Annotated in this window: 14 protein-coding genes; all 14 read left to right on the forward strand. The window is 64.7% G+C overall.

The genetic code is table 11. The features are described from left to right. Positions 1-171 precede the first annotated feature (171 nt). The 14 genes from ACZ9J7_RS10510 to ACZ9J7_RS10575 all read left to right on the forward strand — a co-directional run bounded on the left by ACZ9J7_RS10510 (position 172) and on the right by ACZ9J7_RS10575 (position 18857). Entirely contained in the window at positions 172-1014 is an 843-nt protein-coding gene (locus tag ACZ9J7_RS10510) for a sugar phosphate isomerase/epimerase family protein (protein ID WP_476209196.1), read from the forward strand. Next, positions 1011-2021 (forward strand): Gfo/Idh/MocA family protein, encoded by a 1011-nt coding sequence (locus ACZ9J7_RS10515; protein WP_476209197.1) that lies wholly within the window; start codon positions 1011-1013, stop codon positions 2019-2021. The genes ACZ9J7_RS10510 and ACZ9J7_RS10515 overlap by 4 nt, the downstream gene beginning before the upstream one ends. Positions 2022-2167: 146 nt before the next feature. Next, on the forward strand, positions 2168-3697 hold the full coding sequence (locus tag ACZ9J7_RS10520; protein WP_476209198.1) for an ABC transporter substrate-binding protein: 1530 nt from the start codon (positions 2168-2170) through the stop codon (positions 3695-3697). A 78-nt stretch (positions 3698-3775) separates the two neighbouring features. After that, positions 3776-4717 (forward strand): ABC transporter permease, encoded by a 942-nt coding sequence (locus tag ACZ9J7_RS10525; RefSeq protein ID WP_476209199.1) that lies wholly within the window; start codon positions 3776-3778, stop codon positions 4715-4717. Continuing rightward, positions 4714-6546 carry a dipeptide/oligopeptide/nickel ABC transporter permease/ATP-binding protein gene (locus ACZ9J7_RS10530; protein ID WP_476209201.1) on the forward strand — a complete coding sequence of 611 codons (1833 nt, stop codon included), beginning with the start codon at positions 4714-4716 and terminating at the stop codon, positions 6544-6546. Before ACZ9J7_RS10525 ends, ACZ9J7_RS10530 begins: the two co-directional genes overlap by 4 nt. Then, a complete protein-coding gene (locus ACZ9J7_RS10535) occupies positions 6543-7418 on the forward strand; it encodes an ATP-binding cassette domain-containing protein (RefSeq protein ID WP_476209203.1) in 876 nt (291 codons plus the stop codon). Before ACZ9J7_RS10530 ends, ACZ9J7_RS10535 begins: the two co-directional genes overlap by 4 nt. Before the next feature lie 45 nt (positions 7419-7463). Beyond that, a complete protein-coding gene (locus tag ACZ9J7_RS10540; protein ID WP_476209205.1) occupies positions 7464-8324 on the forward strand; it encodes a sugar phosphate isomerase/epimerase family protein in 861 nt (286 codons plus the stop codon). Positions 8325-8382: 58 nt separating this feature from the next. Continuing rightward, complete coding sequence (locus tag ACZ9J7_RS10545) at positions 8383-9549, forward strand: Gfo/Idh/MocA family protein (protein WP_476209207.1); 1167 nt, start codon at positions 8383-8385, stop codon at positions 9547-9549. 87 nt (positions 9550-9636) lie between these two features. Beyond that, entirely contained in the window at positions 9637-10695 is a 1059-nt protein-coding gene (locus ACZ9J7_RS10550; RefSeq protein WP_476209209.1) for a LacI family DNA-binding transcriptional regulator, read from the forward strand. 75 nt (positions 10696-10770) lie between these two features. Further along, entirely contained in the window at positions 10771-12195 is a 1425-nt protein-coding gene (gene uxaC, locus ACZ9J7_RS10555; protein ID WP_476209211.1) for a glucuronate isomerase, read from the forward strand. Further along, entirely contained in the window at positions 12192-13646 is a 1455-nt protein-coding gene (locus ACZ9J7_RS10560) for a mannitol dehydrogenase family protein (RefSeq protein ID WP_476209213.1), read from the forward strand. Before uxaC ends, ACZ9J7_RS10560 begins: the two co-directional genes overlap by 4 nt. 215 nt (positions 13647-13861) lie before the next feature. Then, positions 13862-15247 (forward strand): glucuronide transporter, encoded by a 1386-nt coding sequence (gene uidB / locus ACZ9J7_RS10565; protein WP_476209214.1) that lies wholly within the window; start codon positions 13862-13864, stop codon positions 15245-15247. A gap of 63 nt (positions 15248-15310) precedes the next feature. Next, entirely contained in the window at positions 15311-16540 is a 1230-nt protein-coding gene (manD, locus tag ACZ9J7_RS10570) for a D-mannonate dehydratase ManD (protein ID WP_476209216.1), read from the forward strand. Positions 16541-16577: 37 nt separating this feature from the next. Continuing rightward, positions 16578-18857 carry a gluconokinase, GntK/IdnK-type gene (locus ACZ9J7_RS10575; protein WP_476209218.1) on the forward strand — a complete coding sequence of 760 codons (2280 nt, stop codon included), beginning with the start codon at positions 16578-16580 and terminating at the stop codon, positions 18855-18857. Positions 18858-18875 lie beyond the last annotated feature (18 nt).

Raw genomic sequence — 18875 nt, forward strand, 5'->3', positions numbered from 1 at the left:
CCGGACACGCGGCGCTGAAAGCCCAAGGATGTCATGGAAAGCCCCAAATGGCAACCGGTTGTCAGATGGTTGCAGCGCCGCTAGTGTGGCTCAGGGACATGTGACACCAGCCACTGCATGCCCAGCCCCCAGCAGGGATGGACCAGGCATGCCCAGCATTGGAGGAGAACCGTGAGTGAACCAGCAACCTGGACCCTGTCCGGATTCGGTGACGAAATAGATCCCGATCCGGCCGTGCAGGCGGCCGTGCTGCTTGCCTTGGGCGCCAGCCATATCGAGGTGCGGAGCGCCTGGGGAGTCAACGTCTCGGAGCTTTCCGAAGACCAGGTGCGGGACCTCAAAGGCATCCTGGACAGCAAGGGCCTGAAGGTATCGGCTGTAGCCAGCCCCATCGGCAAGGTGGACATCAGCCTGCCGGTGGGCCATGAGGTGGAACGGCTGCGGCAAATCATCTCCGTGGCCAAGGGCCTGGACACCAAATATGTCCGCATCTTCTCCTTCTACCGTGCCGACGGCCAAACGGCCGACGATATACGCGACGACGTCATGGCCCGCATGGCCGCGCTTGCCGCCGAAGCCGAGGCCGCCGGCGTCGTCCTCCTCCATGAAAACGAAAAGGGCATCTACGGCGACACTCCCGAGCGCGTCCTGGACCTCGTGCAGACTGTGGACTCCCCGGCGCTGCGCGTGGCCTGGGACAACGCAAACTTCGTGCAGGTGGGGGTCAAGCCGTTCACGGAGGGCTATGCCATGCTGCGGCCCTACCTCGAGTACTTCCAGGTCAAGGACGCCTTGTCCAGCACTGGTGAAGTGGTCCCTTCCGGCCATGGCGATGGCGAACTGGACGCAACCGTTGCAGCGCTGAAGGCGGACGGGTTCAAGGGATTCGCATCCCTCGAACCGCACCTCGCCAGCGCCCACGAGCTGGGCGGTTTCTCCGGGCCCGTCGCATTTGGCATCGCGGCCCGTGCGTTCGCCGCATTGGCAGCAAAGCACGGAGTGGTCTTCCCGTGACGCTGAAGGCAGCTGTCATCGGCTGTGGCGACGTGTCCTCCGTCCATTTCGAGGCGATCGCAAAGCTCGACGGCGCTGCGCTGGCCGGAGTGTGCGACGCGGACCCCCAGCGGCTTGCGGCGGCCGTGGGCACCTTTGGTGTCCCGGGGTTCGCAGACCACCTCAGCCTGATCGAAGAAGTCCGGCCGGACGTGGTCCACATCTGCACGCCGCACAGCGAGCATGCATCCATAGCGTCGGATTGCCTGGAGCGCGGCGTCAACGTCATCGTGGAGAAGCCGCTGGCCCGCACCCTTGCCGAAGGGCGCAGGCTGGTTGCCGCCGCGGAAGCCGGCACGGCAAAGATCGCCGTCTGTTTCCAGAACCGCTACAACGCCACCTCGCAGGCAATGCATAAGCTCCTCGCATCGGGGGAGCTGGGGGCGGTCACGGGTGCCTCGGCAACCGTCATGTGGCAGCGCACCGCAGACTACTACCGGAGCAGGCCATGGCGCGGCACCTGGGAAGGCGGTGGCGGGGGGCTCCTGATGAACCAGGCAATCCACACCGTTGACCTCCTGCAGTGGCTGGTGGGGGAGGTCACCGCGGTCAGCGGGAATGCGTCCACGCGCTTCCTGGGTGGGACCATCGAGGTGGAGGACACTGCCGAGTTCGTGGCGGAGCACGCCACTGGCGCCCGCAGCACGTTCTACGCCACCTTGGCCAATGCCTACAACGCCCCGGTGACCCTCGAGGTGGTCACGGAAAAGGCGGTCCTGAGCCTTAGGGGTGACCTGACGGTCACTTACGCCGACGGGACCGTGGAAATGGTCCCCGAGCGGCGGAGCGCCTCCGGGGGCCGCGACTACTGGGGCGTCTCCCACGAATTGTTGATTGCTGATTTCTATGGCCGGCTGGACGAGGCCGAACCCTTCTGGATCAGCCCTGCCGAGGCCGCCAAGTCGCTCGGCATCATCAAGGAAATCTACCGGCAGAGCTATCCCCAGGCTGTCAAAGCCGTGGGCTGACGGCAAAAGACTGACCAAATTGCAACATTTCTGACAACCGGTTGCCAACTTTGGCAACCCTGCGTACGCTGGGTGCCACAAGCCAATGTGGCCCACGCCACAGGTTCCATCCCACAGCACCACTCCCCTCATTCAAGGAGCCAACGATGAAGTTCGGTCCCAAGGCGGCAGGAGCCGCCATTATCCTCAGCGCATCACTGGCGCTGTCCGGCTGCGGTGGCGGCGGTTCCGCCGCCTCCGGAAACGGTGGCGCTGCCGCCACGTCGCTGACCATCGCCGAACTCGGGGACCTGCCCTCATTCGACCCGGTGGACGCGCACATCGGCCACACCATGCCCTACTACCAGGCCGTGTATGACACGCTGCTGGTCCGCGAACCGGATGGCAAGGTCAGCCCAATGCTTGCCGCCAGCACGTCGTGGAACGCAGACAACACCGTCCTGACGCTGAAGCTCCGCACCGACGCGAAATTCACCGACGGTACCCCGGTTGACGCCGCCGCCGTCAAGGCGAACCTGGACCACTTCCAGCAGGCGAAGGGCCGGGACGCCTACCAGGTGGCGTCCATGGCTTCCGTGGCCGTGGTGGACCCCAGTACTGTGGCCATCACACTCAGCACCCCTGATCCCGCCTTCGAGTACTACCTCACCCAGGCTGCCGGCTTCATCGCCAGCCCCAAAGCCATTGGAACGCCTGGCATCAAGACGGACCCGGTGGGCAGCGGCCCCTACATCCTTGACTCCGCCAGCAGCGTTAAAGGTTCCCAGTACGTCTACAAGAAGAACCCTGACTACTGGAACAAGGACCTGCAGAAGTTCGAAAAGATCACCATCAAGAACCTCCCGGACATCACTGCCCGCACCAACGCCCTGGTATCCGGCCAGATCGATGCTGCCCTGCTCGACCCCAAGACCGGCAAGCAGGCCGAAGGCGCCGGCTTGGTGCTGACCAAGAGCGAGGTGGACTGGCACGGCATCCTCCTGTACGACCGCGACGGCAAGATCAACCCGGAGCTCGCCAACGTCAAGGTCCGCCAGGCCATCAACTACGCCTTCGACAAGAAGACCATCCTGGACCAGCAGTTCCTGGGCCAGGGAACACCCACCAGCCAGGTCTTCGGTCCTGACAGCGGAGCTTTCGTGCAGGACCTGGACAACAGGTACTCCTACGACCCGGCCAAGGCTAAGCAGCTCCTGGCGGAGGCCGGCTACCCGAATGGCTTCACCATAAAGATCCCCACCATGGCAGGTTTCGAGGCGCTCAACGCCGTCTACTCCCAGCAGCTCGCCGACGTGGGCATCAAGCTCCAGCTCGAGTCGATCCCGCAGGCTAACTACGTAGGCGACATGGCGGCAGGCAAATACGCCGCAGCCACCTTCCAGCTGTACCAGGGGGAGCCATGGGTGGCCATCAACCAGATGATCTCCACCTCAGCGCTGTACAACCCGTTCAAGACCACCAACCCGGAGATCGCGGCGCTGGTGGAGGAAGTGCACCTGGGTGGCAAGAACAGCTCTGAGCTGGCCAAGAAGGTCAACACCTACGTCACCGAAAACGCCTGGTTCGCACCGATGTTCCGCCTGAACCAGATGTACTACTCCAACAAGAAGATCGCGGTTCAGCCGCAGCTGCAGCAGGCTGTCCCGTCCATCTACAACTACGCTCCGGCGAAGTAGTCCAACGGTGCGGGGCCGGCACTCCCGGCCCCGCACGCCATCCTGCCTCTACACAACCAACGCCCAACGGAGCGCTTCATGGTTCAGTTCATCATCCGGAAGATCGGCGCCGGCCTTGCGGTCCTGTGCGCCATTTCCTTCCTGACCTACTTACTGCTGTATTTTTCCAGCAGTAATATCGCCCGCAACATCCTGGGGGAGTACGCCAGCCAGGAACAAGTGGCCGCCAAGGAAGCGGAGCTTGGCCTGGACCAGCCGCTGCTTGTACGCTTTTTCGGCTGGGGCGGTCACGCCATTTCCCGTGACTTTGGGCGGTCTTGGTTCACGGGCGAACCCGTTGCCACCGCAATCGCCAACAGGCTCCCCATCACCCTGACCCTTGTGGTGGTGGCGATCCTCGTCATCGCGGCTCTGGCGACCGTGCTGGGCATGGCCGCGGCCGTCAAGCGCGGATGGATTGACCGGGCCGTCCAGACTGCGGCCATCGTGGGCGACGCCATCCCCGGCTTCGTCCTGGCGATCATCCTGGTGACCTTGTTCGCGATCCAGCTCAAGTTCTTCCCTGCCACCTCCAGCATCGCCCCGGACGCCGGCGCATCGGCGTGGGCCGCATCCCTGACCCTTCCGGCGGTGGCATTGGTCATCAACGGCGTCACAGGCGGGGCGCAGCAGGTCCGCAGTGCCGTCATCAAACAGCTTGAGAAGGACTACGTCCGCACCCTCCGCAGCAGGGGCATCCCAGAACGCGAGATCCTCTTCAAACACGTCCTGCGCAGCGCCGCCCCCACGGGGCTGACTGTCCTGAGCCTGCAGTTCATCGGCATGCTTGGCGGCGTAGTCATCATCGAACAGATCTTCGCGCTGCCCGGCATGGGCAACCTCGCCGTGCAGTCGACCACCATGGGTGATATCCCCCTAGTCATGGGCGTGGTCCTCTACACCGTCATCATCGTCATCATCGTCAACCTGCTGGTGGACCTCATCAACGGCTGGCTGAACCCCAAGGTGCGTGTTTCATGAGCCAGCCTGTCGAGCTCACCGGCCAGACCGGCGTCGTTGTCCGTTCCCATGCGGTGCACAAGGTCCTGCGGAACCCGATGGGCCTGGCAGCCCTGGTCATCCTGGCCGTCCTGGTTGCCATGGCAGTCCTGGCGGACATCGTGGCGCCGTTCGACGAAAACTTCGCAGACATCGCCGCCACTCTGGCTGCGCCGGACGGCCACCACCTGCTGGGCACGGACAGCGTGGGCCGCGATGTGTGGAGCAGGCTCCTGTTCGGGGCACGGACCACTCTGCTTTCGGCGCTTCTGTGCGCCGCCGTCGCCATCGGCATCGGCCTTCCCAGCGGCCTGATCGCCGGATATTACGGCGGGAAGTTCGACGGAGTCGCAGGGTGGTTCGTCAACATCCTCATGAGCCTTCCCGGCATAATCGTCCTCCTGACGGTCCGGGCCGCCTTCGGTCCATCCGTGTGGATCTCCATGGTGGCCTTTGGCATCCTCCTCAGCCCCGGCTACTTCCGCCTGACCCGGACGTCCGTGCAGTCCGTCCGCAACGAGCTTTACGTGGATGCCGCCCGGGTGGCGGGCCTCAGCGATGGCAGCATCATCAGCCGCCACATCTTCTCCGTGGTTCGGGCGCCGATCATCATCCAGACCGCAATGGTGTGCGGCGTGGCCATCGGCGTCCAGTCCGGCCTGGAGTTCCTGGGCCTCGGCGATCCGACGGTGGCCACCTGGGGCGTCATGCTCAGCGAAGGATTCAAGAACGTCTACCTGACCCCCACGCTCCTGCTCTGGCCGGCACTCGCCATCGGCCTGGCCGTGGGCGCGCTGGTCCTGCTCGGCAACGCCATCCGTGATGCCCTTGAAGACGGCGACAAGATCCGTCAACGCAAACGTGCGGCCGCGGCGTCCACGCCCGCGGGCACGACGCCGGCCCCCGCCAAGGTGCGCCAGCCACGGAACGCCGTGGCCGCCGTCGAAAGCGGAACCGAACACCACCTGGTCAAGGTCACCAACCTTGGCGTTGGCTACCCGCAGGCCGATGGATCCATCAAGAAAGTAGTGGACGACGTCTCCTTCCACGTGGACCGCGGCGAAATCCTGGGCATCGTGGGAGAGTCCGGCTCGGGCAAATCGCAAACCGCCTTCTCCATCCTGGGACTGCTGCCGGCCACGGCACGGATCGTGGCCGGTTCCATCCAGTTTGACGGCAACTACACGGTGGCCCCAGGCGACGAAAAGGTCAGCCAGGAACGGCTCGGCAAGCTGCGCGGAAAGCGCATCTCCTACATTCCGCAGGAGCCCATGTCCAACCTGGACCCGGCGTTCACCATCGGCTACCAGTTGGTGACCCCAATGGTGCGGGTGCTGGGCATCTCCAAGGCGGACGCGACCAGACGCGCCATGAAGCTGCTCTCCGACGTGGGCATCGCCAACCCGGACCGCACGTTCCGGGCCTACCCCCACGAAGTTTCCGGCGGCATGGCCCAGCGCGTCCTCATCGCCGGCGCCATCAGCTGCGAACCGGACCTGATCATCGCGGACGAGCCCACCACCGCCCTGGACGTCACCGTGCAGGCCGATGTCCTGGACCTGATCCGCGACCTGCAGCGCAGGCTCAACGTCGGCGTCATCCTGGTGACCCACAACTTCGGCGTCGTCGCCGACCTTTGCGACCGCGTGGTGGTCATGCAGAACGGCCGGCTCGTGGAGGAAGGGGCGGTCCGCACCATCCTTCGCGAACCCAAGGATCCTTACACCCGGATGCTGCTCTCCTCCATGCTCGAAGGCAAGGAACCCATGACCATGCTCGTGCCCTCGCACGCCAAGGAGGCCGTCAAATGACCGGCACCGATTTCAACGACCTGTTGCGGGTGGAAAACCTCAACGTGGAATACCGGGGCAAGGGCTTCCGGGCCCGGACCTTCCGCGCCCTGACGGACATCAATATCAGCATTGGCCAGGGTGAGACCCTTGGCCTGGTGGGGGAATCCGGTTCAGGCAAGACCACGCTGGGCCGCGCCATCCTGGGCCTGGCCCCCGTCACGGCAGGCAAGATCCTGTTCGAGGGAAATGACATCCGCCACGCCACCCGCTCCGGGCGTCGGAAGCTCAGCCGCGACCTCCAGGTGGTTTTCCAGGATCCCTACACGTCACTGAACCCGGCACTGGAGATCGGCGACATCCTCGCCGAGCCCCTGACCGTCCAGGGAAAGTCCGCCGCGGACGCCAGGACGAGGGTCCGGGAACTGCTGGACCAGGTGGGGCTTCCGGCGGACGCCATCAGCCGGCTGCCGCGCGAGTTCAGCGGCGGCCAGCGGCAGCGCGTGGCCATCGCCCGCGCCCTGGCCCTCTCGCCCAAACTGATCGTCTGCGATGAACCCGTCAGCGCCCTTGACCTGTCCACGCAGGCCGTGGTGCTCGACCTTTTCCTGCAGATACAGCGCGATACCGGGGTCTCTTACCTCTTCGTCTCGCATGACCTGGACGTGGTCCGGCACATCAGCCACCGCGTGGCGGTCATGTACAGGGGGGAAATTGTCGAACAGGGCCCGGCCGGCGTGGTCACCCGTAATCCCGAGCACCCTTACACCCAGCGGCTGCTCCTTGCCTCGCCCGTGCCGGACCCCGACCGACAGGAGAAGCGGCGCGCAGACCGCCACCGCCTGCTCGGACAGCAGCGGCAGCAGAACGAACAGGCGGCCGCCCTCGCCTAGGCGGGAGGGGTTGCAGGCTTACCAAACGAAAAACGGAGGAATGACGTGGCCAAAATCGGCGTACAAGCCATGATGCTCAAGGACAGCTTCGCTGACACCGGAGCATTTGAGACCCTGCGCAAGGTCAGCGCGATCGGATACAACGCGGTGGAAATCTCGCAGATCCCCATGACACCTGACAACGTGGCCGAACTGGACAGGTCACGCAGCGAACTGGGCATGGATATCGCCGCCTTGTCCGTCATGGTTGAAAAGCCGAAGGGGCGGCCCGGGGACTCCCTGCGCGATGACTTCGACAAGATAGTGGACGACGCCAAGCGGCTGGACTCGTCCCTGCTGCGGATCGGCATGCTGCCGTTCCCGGCCATGAAATCACTCGACGCCGTGGTCGAATTCGCCAAGGAAGCCAACGGCTACGCCGAACGCCTTCAGGAGCACGGAATCAGCCTGTACTACCACAACCACCACGTGGAGTTCGCGAAGTTCGACGGCAAGTACATGCTGGACATCATCGCGGACAACTCCCCGGCCATGGGTATGGAAATCGACGTCCACTGGGTGCAGCGCGGTGGGCTGGACCCCGTACGGACGCTGGAAAAGTACGCCGGCCGCACCGCCATGGTGCACCTGAAGGACTACCGCATCGGAGCAATGCCGGAATCCTCCTTCGGGCTGCTCGAAAGCGGCGACATCCAAGGCTTCATGGCCGAGTTCAGGAACGTGGTCCAGTTCGCCGAAGTGGGCGAAGGCAACCTGGACTTCCCATCCATCGTTCCCGCCGCCCAGGCTGCCGGTGCCCAGTACCTTCTGGTGGAACAGGACGAGCTCTACGGACGCACCGTGTGGGATGCGCTGCAGACCTCCTACGACAACCTCGTCGCCATGGGACACTCGGACCTTTTCTAGGTTTCGGCAAGCTCCACCACCGGACAGAGAAGCTCAACCAAAGAAGAAGGAAAACACAGTGAGTAAGAAAGTACGCCTGGGCATCATCGGCCTGGGCCAGCAGGGCGGTGCCTACGCCAAGTTCATCACCGACGGACTGGTGCCGAACATGGAGATCGGGGCCATCTGCGACACCGACCCCGCCAAGAAGGAACTCGCCGCGGCAACCTACCCGCACGTCCCCTTCCACGACGACTACATCGCCCTATTGGAAAGCGGCGACGTGGACGCCGTCGTCACGTGCGTCCCGCACTACCTGCACCCCGAAATGGGCATCGCTGCCCTCCAACGGAACGTGCACGCCCTGGTGGAAAAGCCGGCAGGCGTCTACACCAAGCAGGTCAAGGAACTGAACGGGTTCGCGGCGTCCAAGCCGGAACTTTCCTTCGCCATTATGTTCAACCAGCGCAACAACCCGCTGTACCGCAGGATCAAGGAAATTGTGGACAACGGCGAGATCGGCGCCATCCGCCGCACCAACTGGATTATCACCACCTGGTGGCGTCCGCAGGGCTACTACAACTCCAGTGAATGGCGCGCCACGTGGGGCGGGGAAGGCGGCGGTGTCCTGGTCAACCAGGCGCCCCACCAGCTGGACCTCTGGCAGTGGATCTGCGGCGTGCCCAAGTCCGTCTACGCGAAGGTGGCGTACGGCTTCCGCCGGGACATCGCCGTCGAGGATGAAGTCACCGCCGTGGTGGACTACGGCGACGGCGCCACGGGTGTCTTCGTCACAGCCACCCACGACCTCACCGGCACCGACCGCTTCGAGATCCTGGGCGACCAGGGCAAAATCGTGGTCGAAGGCTCCAAGACAGCCACCGTCACCCGGTTGGCCAAGCCCGAACGTGAGCTCAGCGACGGCATGGGCATGGACGATGTCCGCAAGCTCTTCATGGGCCAGCTGAACCCCGAGGAGTACTACACCACTGAGGTCATCGAGTTCGAGTCGGTCTGGGGCGGCCAGCACGCAGGCGTCCTGGAGAACTTTGCCGCCAACATCCTGGACGGCACCCCGCTCCTCGCGCCGGGTTCGGACGGCATCAACGGGGTCCGCCTGGCCAATGCCATCCACCTCTCCAGCTGGACCGGCACCGAAGTGGGCCTGGACTTCGACGAGGACATGTTCCTCGCGGAGCTGAACAAGCGGATTGCCGCCGAAGGACAGTTCCCCGAGCGGAGCTGACCGGCCTCAACGGCCAGGGGTTGCCGGGCGTCAAACACCATGGCAACCGCTGGCCGCATCCGGTCCTTCCCTCGCTAGGATGGGGCAGTGAGCGAACCCAGGACGCAGGACCCAGCAGATCCATCCTCCGGTGCCCGGAAGGCGGTCCGCGGCGGAAAGCCCAGCGCCACTATCTACGACATTGCCAAACTCGCCGGCGTGAATCCTTCCACGGTCTCCCGGGCACTCAGCAAACCCGGCCGCGTCAGCGCCAAGACCCAAAAACTGATCGAGGACGCCGCCGCCCAGCTCGAGTACCGGGTCAATCCCTTTGCGCGTGCGCTTCCCACCGGGCGGACCAATACCCTTGCGGTGATCGTCGCGGACATCACCAACCCCACGTTCTTTGGAATCATCCGTGGCGCCGAGTCCACGGCCACGGCGCGTGACTACACACTGATGCTCGCGGAATCCGCGGAGTCCCCGGATACGGAACTGAAGGCGGCCAAGCGTATGCTGGCCACCGTGGACGGGCTTATCCTGGCGAGCCCGCGCATGGAAGACGCGCGCATCCGTGAACTCGCGAAAGAAAAGCCGGTGGTGGTCATCAACCGTCAGGTGGACGGCGTGCCGTCCGTGGTCCCGGACGTGAACAAGGGCATTGGCGAGGCCGTGCGGAACCTCGCGGCCAATGGTCACCGCAAGCTCGCCTACGTTGCCGGGCCGCCCCAGTCCTGGATGACCACGCGCCGCTGGGAGGGCGTCAAGGCTGCCAGCGAATGGTCCCACCTGGAGTGCGTCCAGCTCCCGTCCTCCAAACCAACGGTCGACGGCGGCAGGCAGGTTGCGCGCGACGTCGTGGCCAGCGGTGCCACGGCGGTGATGACCTATAACGACCTCTTGGCCATCGGCCTGATGCAGGAACTCCAGGCTGCCGGAATGCAGGTTCCGGACCAGATCAGCATCGTGGGGTTCGACGACATCTTCGGCGCGGACTTCACCACTCCTGCCCTCACCACCATCCGTTCCCCCATGGCGGACTGCGGGGCAGAAGCGGCAACGCTGCTCCTCGATGCGCTGCACGGCGCTGAGGAGGTTGCCCCTGCACTGCAGGTGGAAACGGAGCTTGTCCTCCGGGGGTCCAGCGGCAGGCTCCTGGCCGGCTGACGTCCGCCGGAAACCCGGTTGGCAATTTTTGGCAACCGGTTGACAAAATTACTGTGGAGCAAGGACGATTGATCTATGTCACAGTCGATTGCCTCCCACCCCGACCGGCTCCTGCCCGCTGACCCCGGAACGCGGAGCATCGCCCGCGACCTGCTGGCGCGGGTGCAGGACCTACCAATCATTTCCCCCCATGGCCACGTTGACGCCGCCGTCATCGAGCACAACACCGCCTTTCCTGACCCGGCAGCGCTGCTGGTCAGCCCCGACCATTACGTCACCCGCCTGATCCACGCCAGCGGGGTGGACCACGACCTGCTGCGGCCGCAGACGGGCGCGCAGGGCGACCCGGCCGCAGTCCCGGATGCCCGCACCGTCTGGCGTGAATTCTGCAAGGCATGGCCGCTGTTCGAGGGCACTGCCTCCGGCTACTGGCTCCGCACTCAGTTCCAGAGCGTGTTCGGCCTGCAGGAGGAGCCGAGCGCGGACAATCCCGATGCCAGCTACGACGCCATCTCCGCCCGACTGCAGGAACCTGGCTTCCGGCCGCGCGAGCTCTTCAAGGATTTCAACATTGAGGTCCTGGCCACCACCGATGATCCGCTGGACAGCCTTTCGAGCCACCAGGCAATCGCCGCCGATCCGACCTTCCATGGCCGTGTCCTGCCCACGTTCCGGCCGGACCAGTACTTGAACATCGCCCACCCGCAGTGGCGGGACAATGTGGAGCGCCTCATCGCCGCAGCGGGCGACGGCGGCTCCGGCTACGCCGGGTACATCACCGCATTGGAGAACCGCCGCCGCTACTTCGTGGAGAACGGTGCCGTTTCCGCCGACCACGGCGTCCGGACACCGCGAACCCTCAAACTCAGCGATTCCGAGGCCGCCCGGCTGTTTGACGTCGCCCGTGCAGGCAACGCCACGGCGCAGGACCGTGAAGACTTCGAAGCCCACATGATGTACCAGATGGCCCGGATGTCCGTGGAGGACGGGTTGGTGATGACCATCCATCCAGGATCCTTCCGGAACCACCACGAAGGCACGTTCAACACCTACGGTGCGGACAGCGGGCACGACATCCCCTTCGCGGTGGACTACACCGAAGGCATCCGCCCGCTGCTGCAGGACTTCGGCACGGCCAAGGACTTCCACCTGGTCCTGTTCACCATGGACGAGACAGTCTTTTCGCGTGAACTCGCACCGCTGGCCGGGTTCTATCCGTCCGTCTACCTCGGTGCCCCGTGGTGGTTCCTCGACGCGCCCGACGCCATGCTGCGCTTCCGCTCCGCCGTCACCGAGACGGCCGGATTCTCCCGCTCGTCAGGCTTTATTGACGACACCCGCGCGTTCTGCTCCATCCCTGCCCGGCACGATGCTTCCCGCCGGATCGAGGCCTCCTTCCTGGCACGTCTGGTCGCCGAGCACCGGGTCAGCGAGGACCGTGCCCACGAGCTCATTGTCGACCTTGTCGACGCTTCACCCAGGAGGGTCTTCAAGCTGTGACCATACAAACTGACGCCGGCACTTCATCGGCTGGCAGTGCGGCCGGAGCCCTCCCGCAGCTGACGCGCACCCTGCACCCGGCGCCGAAGCCGCCCGTGCGGATCGTCCACCTGGGGCTCGGTGCCTTCCACCGCTCGCACCAGGCCTGGTACACCCAGCACGCCGATGATGCGGCCGATTGGGGGATTGCGGCCTTTACCGGGCGGCGTCCAGACGCTGCCACGGCACTCTCCGCACAGGACGGCCTATACACAGTCGTGGAGCGCGGAGACTCCGGCGACAGCTTCGAGGTGGTTGGCAGCATCGTCGAAGCCGTGGACGGCGCCGACCTCGAACGCCTGGATGCGCTGGTGGCCGCCACCACCACGGCCGTCGTCACGCTGACTATCACCGAGGCAGCTTACGGGCTCGGGCCGGACGGCACCCTTGACCAGTCGGCCCCTTACGTGGTCGCCGACCTCGAGGAACTCCGGACGGGTGCCGCCGGAAGGCCGGCCACCCCGGTGGGGCGCCTGGTCCGGGCCCTGGAGGCCCGCCGTGCCGCCGGTGCCGGTCCGCTTGCCGTCGTCTGCTGTGACAACCTTTCCAACAACGGCACGGTGGCGCGCAACGCGGTGGTGGGTATGGCGGAGGCCTGGGATCCCGGGCTCGCGGCGTGGGTGGCCGGCACCATCAGCTTTGTCAGCACGTCGGTGGACCGCATTACGCCGCGGACCACCGAGGCCGACATTGCCGAAGTGCGGAATGCCTGCGGCTACGTCGACAACTCCCCGGTGGTGGCGGAGCCCTTCCGCAACTGGGTCCTCAGCGGAGGCTTCCCGGCCGGACGCCCGCGCTGGGAGGATGCCGGCGCCGTCTTCGTGGACGACATCGAACCGTATGAGAACCGGAAACTTTGGCTTCTGAACGGCGCCCATTCCCTGCTGGCCTACGCCGGCCAGTTGCGGGGCCACTCGACGGTTGCCGGGGCGCTGGCCGACCCGGTGTGCCTGGCCGCCGTCGAACGTTTCTGGGACGAGGCCGAAGCCAACCTCACCGGACCGGCCGCGCGCGGAGCCGACCTGCAAATTCCTGCCTACCGGGAGCAGTTGCTGGACCGGTTCCGGAATGCGCGCATTGCACACCATCTCGCCCAAATTGCCATGGACGGCAGTACCAAGCTGCGGATGCGCGCGGTCCCGGTGCTGCTCGCCGAACGGCAGCAGGGCCGCTCCGGCGAAGCGTCGGCACTCATGATCGCGGCCTGGATGGACTTCAGCCGCAAGGTGGTGCGCGACGGCGGCACGCTGCAGGACCCGTTGGCTGCGGACATTGCTGCCGCGGACACCCTGGGCGGCAGGGAACGTGTGCGTGCCGTGCTGGCGCTGTTGGGTGGCCAGGCCGCCAACGACGACCAAGTGGTGGAGCTTATTGCGGGCCTTACCGGACGTTTTGCCACGGCGGACGCTTAGCTGCGGCTCTCGCCGGCGGCCTGGCCGCCCGCACTGCCCGGACCAGACAGCAATGTTGGCCGGGCAGTTTCCATTTAAGGCTTTGAACACATTTTTCTGTCTTGCAGAATTTTGGCAACCGCTTGCCAAAACATTGCCAAGTGATTAGGATTACAACCAGACTTACTGAAGTTCTGCCGGCCTTTGTGCGCCGGCTTCGGGTAAAGGAGCCCAGAATGAACAAGCTGTCCAAACTCAGCATCCTTGGCTATGGCGCCGGGGATCTGGCAAACAATCTTGCGTTCACCCTTTCCACCACGTACCTCCTGCTTTACTACACGGACGTGGCAGGTATTTCAGCCGCTGCGGCCGGGACACTCTTCCTCCTGGTGCGTTTCTTCGATGCCTTTGCGGACATCTTCGCCGGCCGGATCGTAGACCGCACGTTCCACAAAAAGCTGGGCAAGTTCCGCCCCTTCATCCTCTTCGGCGGCCTTCCCCTGCTGATCATGAGTGCCCTGACCTTCTCGGTGCCCGCTGACTGGAGCCATGACGGAAAGCTTGCCTACGCGTACCTCACCTACGCAGGCCTGGGCCTGGCCTATTCCATGGTCAACATCCCTTACGGCTCCCTGGCTGGTGCCATGACGCAGCAGCCGGCCGAGCGCGCCAAGCTGGGTGCTGCCCGCTCCTGCGGTTCGCTCATTGTCGGTTCGGGCCTTCTCTTCTTCATCACGCCCCTCACCAAGCAGGGTGCTGCCCAGTTGCAGCCACTGTTCACTACACTGACCATCAGTTTCGTGGTGGCCGGCATGGCGCTCTACCTGATGACGGTGTTCACCACCAAGGAAGTGGTCCACCGCGACGTCCCCAAGGTGACCTTCAAGCAGTCCCTGGCCACCCTCAAGGGGAACCGCCCGCTGCTGATGCTCTGCATGTCCTCACTCCTGATGCTCACCGCCAGCACGGGCCTGTCCACCATCCAGGTTTACTACCTGCGTGATGTACTGCAGAATGTCAGCCTCGCCCAGCCCATGGCCATCATCAACGTGGTCCTTGCCGTCATTGTCATCGTCCTCACGCCGGCCATGGTCCGCCGCTGGGGCAAGAAGGCCCTGTACCTGGCAGCCGGCTGCCTGGTGGTCGTCGGCTCCCTGGTCATCATGCTCACCCCCCATTCACTGACCTACCTGGCCTTCACCGGCCTCGTCGTCAGCCTCCTGGGCGTGCAAATGATGAACATCGTGGTGTGGGCCCTGGAAGCGGACACCGTGGAATACGGCGAAGCACGCACCGGTGTCCGGACCGAAGGCATCATCTACTCCCTCTTTTCATTCACCCGCAAGATGGGACAGGCGCTGGGCGGTGCAGTGATGGCGTACGCCATCGCCAGCGCAGGATACGTCCGCTCCGATACAGGACAGAGTGAGGCAACCATCCAGGGGCTGCAGCTTGCGGCCGGACTGGTGCCGCTGGTTCTCTGCGTCCTGGGCATGGCCATCATGCGCTTCTACAAGCTCACCGATACGGCACACGCGGAAATCGTTGCGGAGATCAAGGCCCGCCGGGCTGTTGCAGCCTCTGCCGGCAGCACCGAGACCGTCCGTACCGAGTCCTGCTAAGCACCACCCCTTACCCGCTACCTCCACACCCCCGCGACCCGCCCGTCTTCGAAAGGACCAGCCGTGAAAATCATTGCCGCCGATGTGTTCGTTACCAGCCCTTCCCGGAACTTTGTGACCCTCCGGATCACCACCGAGGATGGGGTGACAGGTATTGGCGATGCCACGCTGAACGGCCGCGAGCTCGCGGTCGCCGCGTATCTGAAGGAGCACGTCGCACAGCTGCTGATCGGCAAGGACCCGCACCGGATCGAGGACACCTGGCAGTTCCTGTACCGGTCTTCGTACTGGCGGCGCGGCCCCGTGACCATGGCTGCCATCGCTGCGGTGGACATGGCGTTGTGGGATATCAAGGGCAAGCTCGCCGGGATGCCGGTCTACCAGCTCCTCGGTGGTGCGTCCCGGAACGGGCTCCGGGCGTACGGGCACGCCTCGGGGTCCGATATCGAGTCGCTGTTCGACTCGGTCCGGGAACACCTGGAGCTGGGCTACAAGTCGATCCGCATCCAGACCGCTATCCCCGGAATCAAGGCCGTTTATGGTGTTGCCGCGCAGGCGCAGGCGTCGGGGGAGCGGTATGACTACGAACCGGCCGGCCGCGGTGCGTTCCCGCAGGAAGAGGACTGGGACACCCGCGCCTACCTGCGGCACCTGCCCACCGTCTTCGAAGCCGTGCGGAACGAGTTCGGCCCGGAGCTGCCGCTGCTGCACGACGGGCACCACCGGATGACCCCGATCCAGGCCGCGAAGCTGGGCAAGGCGCTGGAACCGTATGATCTGTTCTGGCTCGAGGACTGCACCCCGGCCGAGAACCAGGAGGGCCTGCGCCTGGTCCGGCAGCACACCACCACGCCGCTGGCAATCGGGGAAATCTTCAATACCGTTTGGGACTACCAGACCCTGATCAAGGAACAGCTCATCGACTACGTCCGGGCCGCCTCCACCCACTTCGGCGGAATATCGCCGCTGAAGAAGGTCATGGACTTCGCCGCGCAGTACCAGATCAAGTCCGGCTTCCACGGGCCCACGGACATTTCCCCGGTCGGGTTCGCGGCGCAGCTGCACGTGGGCCTGGCGATCCACAACTACGGGATCCAGGAATACATGCAGCACTCGGACAAGACCAACGAGGTCTTCGAGCAGTCCATGACCTTCGTGGATGGCTACCTGCACCCCGGCGACAAGCCCGGCATCGGCGTCGAATTTAACGAAGAAGCCGCCGCAGCCTACCCCTACCAGCAGGCCTACCTGCCCTACAACCGCCTCGTCGACGGCACCGTCCACGACTGGTAGAACAAGCCACGACTGGAAAACCGGTAAGGAATAAGTAATGACAAAGCACCGCATCATCGTCATGGGCGTCTCCGGCTGCGGGAAGACCACCATTGGTGACCTCGTGGCCCGCGCTCTGGGCGTCCCGTTCCTCGACGGCGATTCACTCCACCCCGTGGAAAACGTCGCCAAGATGGCGGCCGGAACCCCGCTGACCGACGAGGACCGCTGGCCCTGGCTAGCAACCGTGGGCGCCGAGCTGGCCAAGGCAGGCGACGGTGGACTGGTCCTGGCCTGCTCCGCCCTTCGCCGCAGCTACCGCGACGCCATCAGGGAACAGGCCCCGGACACCATCTTCCTGCACTTGAACGGCAGCAAGGAGGTCCTGGCCCAGCGTCTCGAGGGAAGGTCGGGGCACTTCATGCCCGGAACACTGCTGGACTCACAGCTGGCCACTCTGGAACCGCTGCAAGATGATGAACGCGGGGTCGTAGTGGACATCGCCGCGCCCGTCCCGGAGGTGGTGGCCCACGCACTCAAGGGGATCGCCGCCGTCGTACCTTCACCCAAGGCAGCGCAGGGCGCTGCTCCCCGGCAGTTCGACGTCGACCTTGCCGCCGCTCCGTTCAATCTCGACGCCGACGCTGTCGCCTGGGTGGAGGGCACCCTGGGTGCCATGACGCTTGAGGAAAAGATCGGGCAGCTGTTCATCAACCACAACAACGATTACTCACCTGAGTACCTCGACGGCGTACTGGACACCTACCACGTGGGTGGCATGCGGTACCGCCCGGGCCCTTCAGCGGCCGTGCAGGAACACATCCGCTACGCGCAGTCCAGGACCCGGATTCCGCTGCTGATCGCGTCCAACCCTGAAATGGGCGGCGCGGGCAGCTGTGACGACGGCACGTTCGTGTCCACGCACCTCCAGGCCGGCTCGCACCCGGACAAGAACATAGCCCGGCAAATGGGGCAGGTGGCCGGGGTGGAAACTGCGGCGTTGGGCTGCAACTGGGCCTTCGCACCGATCGTGGATATCCACTACAACTGGCGGAACACCGTCATCTCCACGCGTTCTTTCGGCAACACCCCGGAAATCGTGGTGGAACGCGCCAAGGAATACTTCGACGGCATCAGCGAATCGCCCACGGCCTGCGCCATGAAGCACTTCCCGGGCGACGGTATCGACGAGCGCGACCAGCATGTGGTCACCTCCTACAACACCCTCCCCTATGAGGAATGGGACCGGACCTACGGGCACGTATACAGGGAAATGATTGCCCACGGCGTTCAGTCCATCATGGTGGGCCACATCGGGGCGCCGGAGGTTTCCCGGCATTTCCGGCCGGAACTGGCCGACGCGGAGATCCTCCCGGCCACACTGTCGCCTGAGCTGCTGCAGGACCTGCTGCGCGGGGAACTCGGCTTCAACGGACTGGTGCTGACGGACGCCTCCCAGATGGTGGGCCTGACGCAGGCGAAGAAACGCAAGGACCTTGTGCCGGCCACCATCGCAGCCGGATGCGACATGTTCCTGTTCTTCCGGAACCCGGCAGAGGACTTCCAGTACATGCTGGACGGGTACAAGTCCGGGATCATCACCGAGCAGCGGCTCCACGATGCGCTGCGGCGGATCCTCGGGCTGAAGGCGTCGCTGGGCCTGCACCTTAAGGCCGCGGACCAGTTGGTGCCCCCCGCCGAGGCGCTTGCCGTCATTGGATCTGCTGCGCACCGTTCGGTGGCCGCCGAGATTGCGGAGAAGACGGTGACGCTGGTCAAGGACACGGCCGGCAACCTGCCCATCACTCCGCAGGCCCATCCCCGGATCCGCCTGTACGGAATTTCCGGCGGCGCCGACTTCACCCGCGCCGACCCGCTGGCCTACCTTGAGGTGGTCAAGGAGGAACTCGAAGCTGCCGGATTCGAGGTGCACCTTTTCCGCACCGCTGAACAGCGTGAGGCTGCCGGGGAGGCGGGCGTGAACTTCATGTCCATCATTTCGGAGGAAGCCACGGGGGACTACGCGGAGAAGTACGACGCTGCGTTTGTCTTCGCCAACGTGAAGGGTTTCGCGCAGGAGGCTGCCATCCGGATCAAGTGGTCATCGCCCATGGCAGCGGAAATTCCCTGGTACGTCACGGAAGTGCCCACCGTGTTCGTGTCCCTCAACCAGCCGAACCATTTGATCGACGTGCCCATGGTCAAAACAGCCATCCACGCCCACGCGGGCACCCGGGAAGCGATCCGGGCTGCCGTGGAAAAGATCCAGGGGAAGTCCGAGTTCCAGGGCACGTTCAACGAGAACGTGTTCTGCGGGTCGTTCGATACCCGGCTGTAGGGGGCTTTGGACTCTGGG

It is taken from the genome of Pseudarthrobacter sp. TE9888, assembly GCF_056279345.1.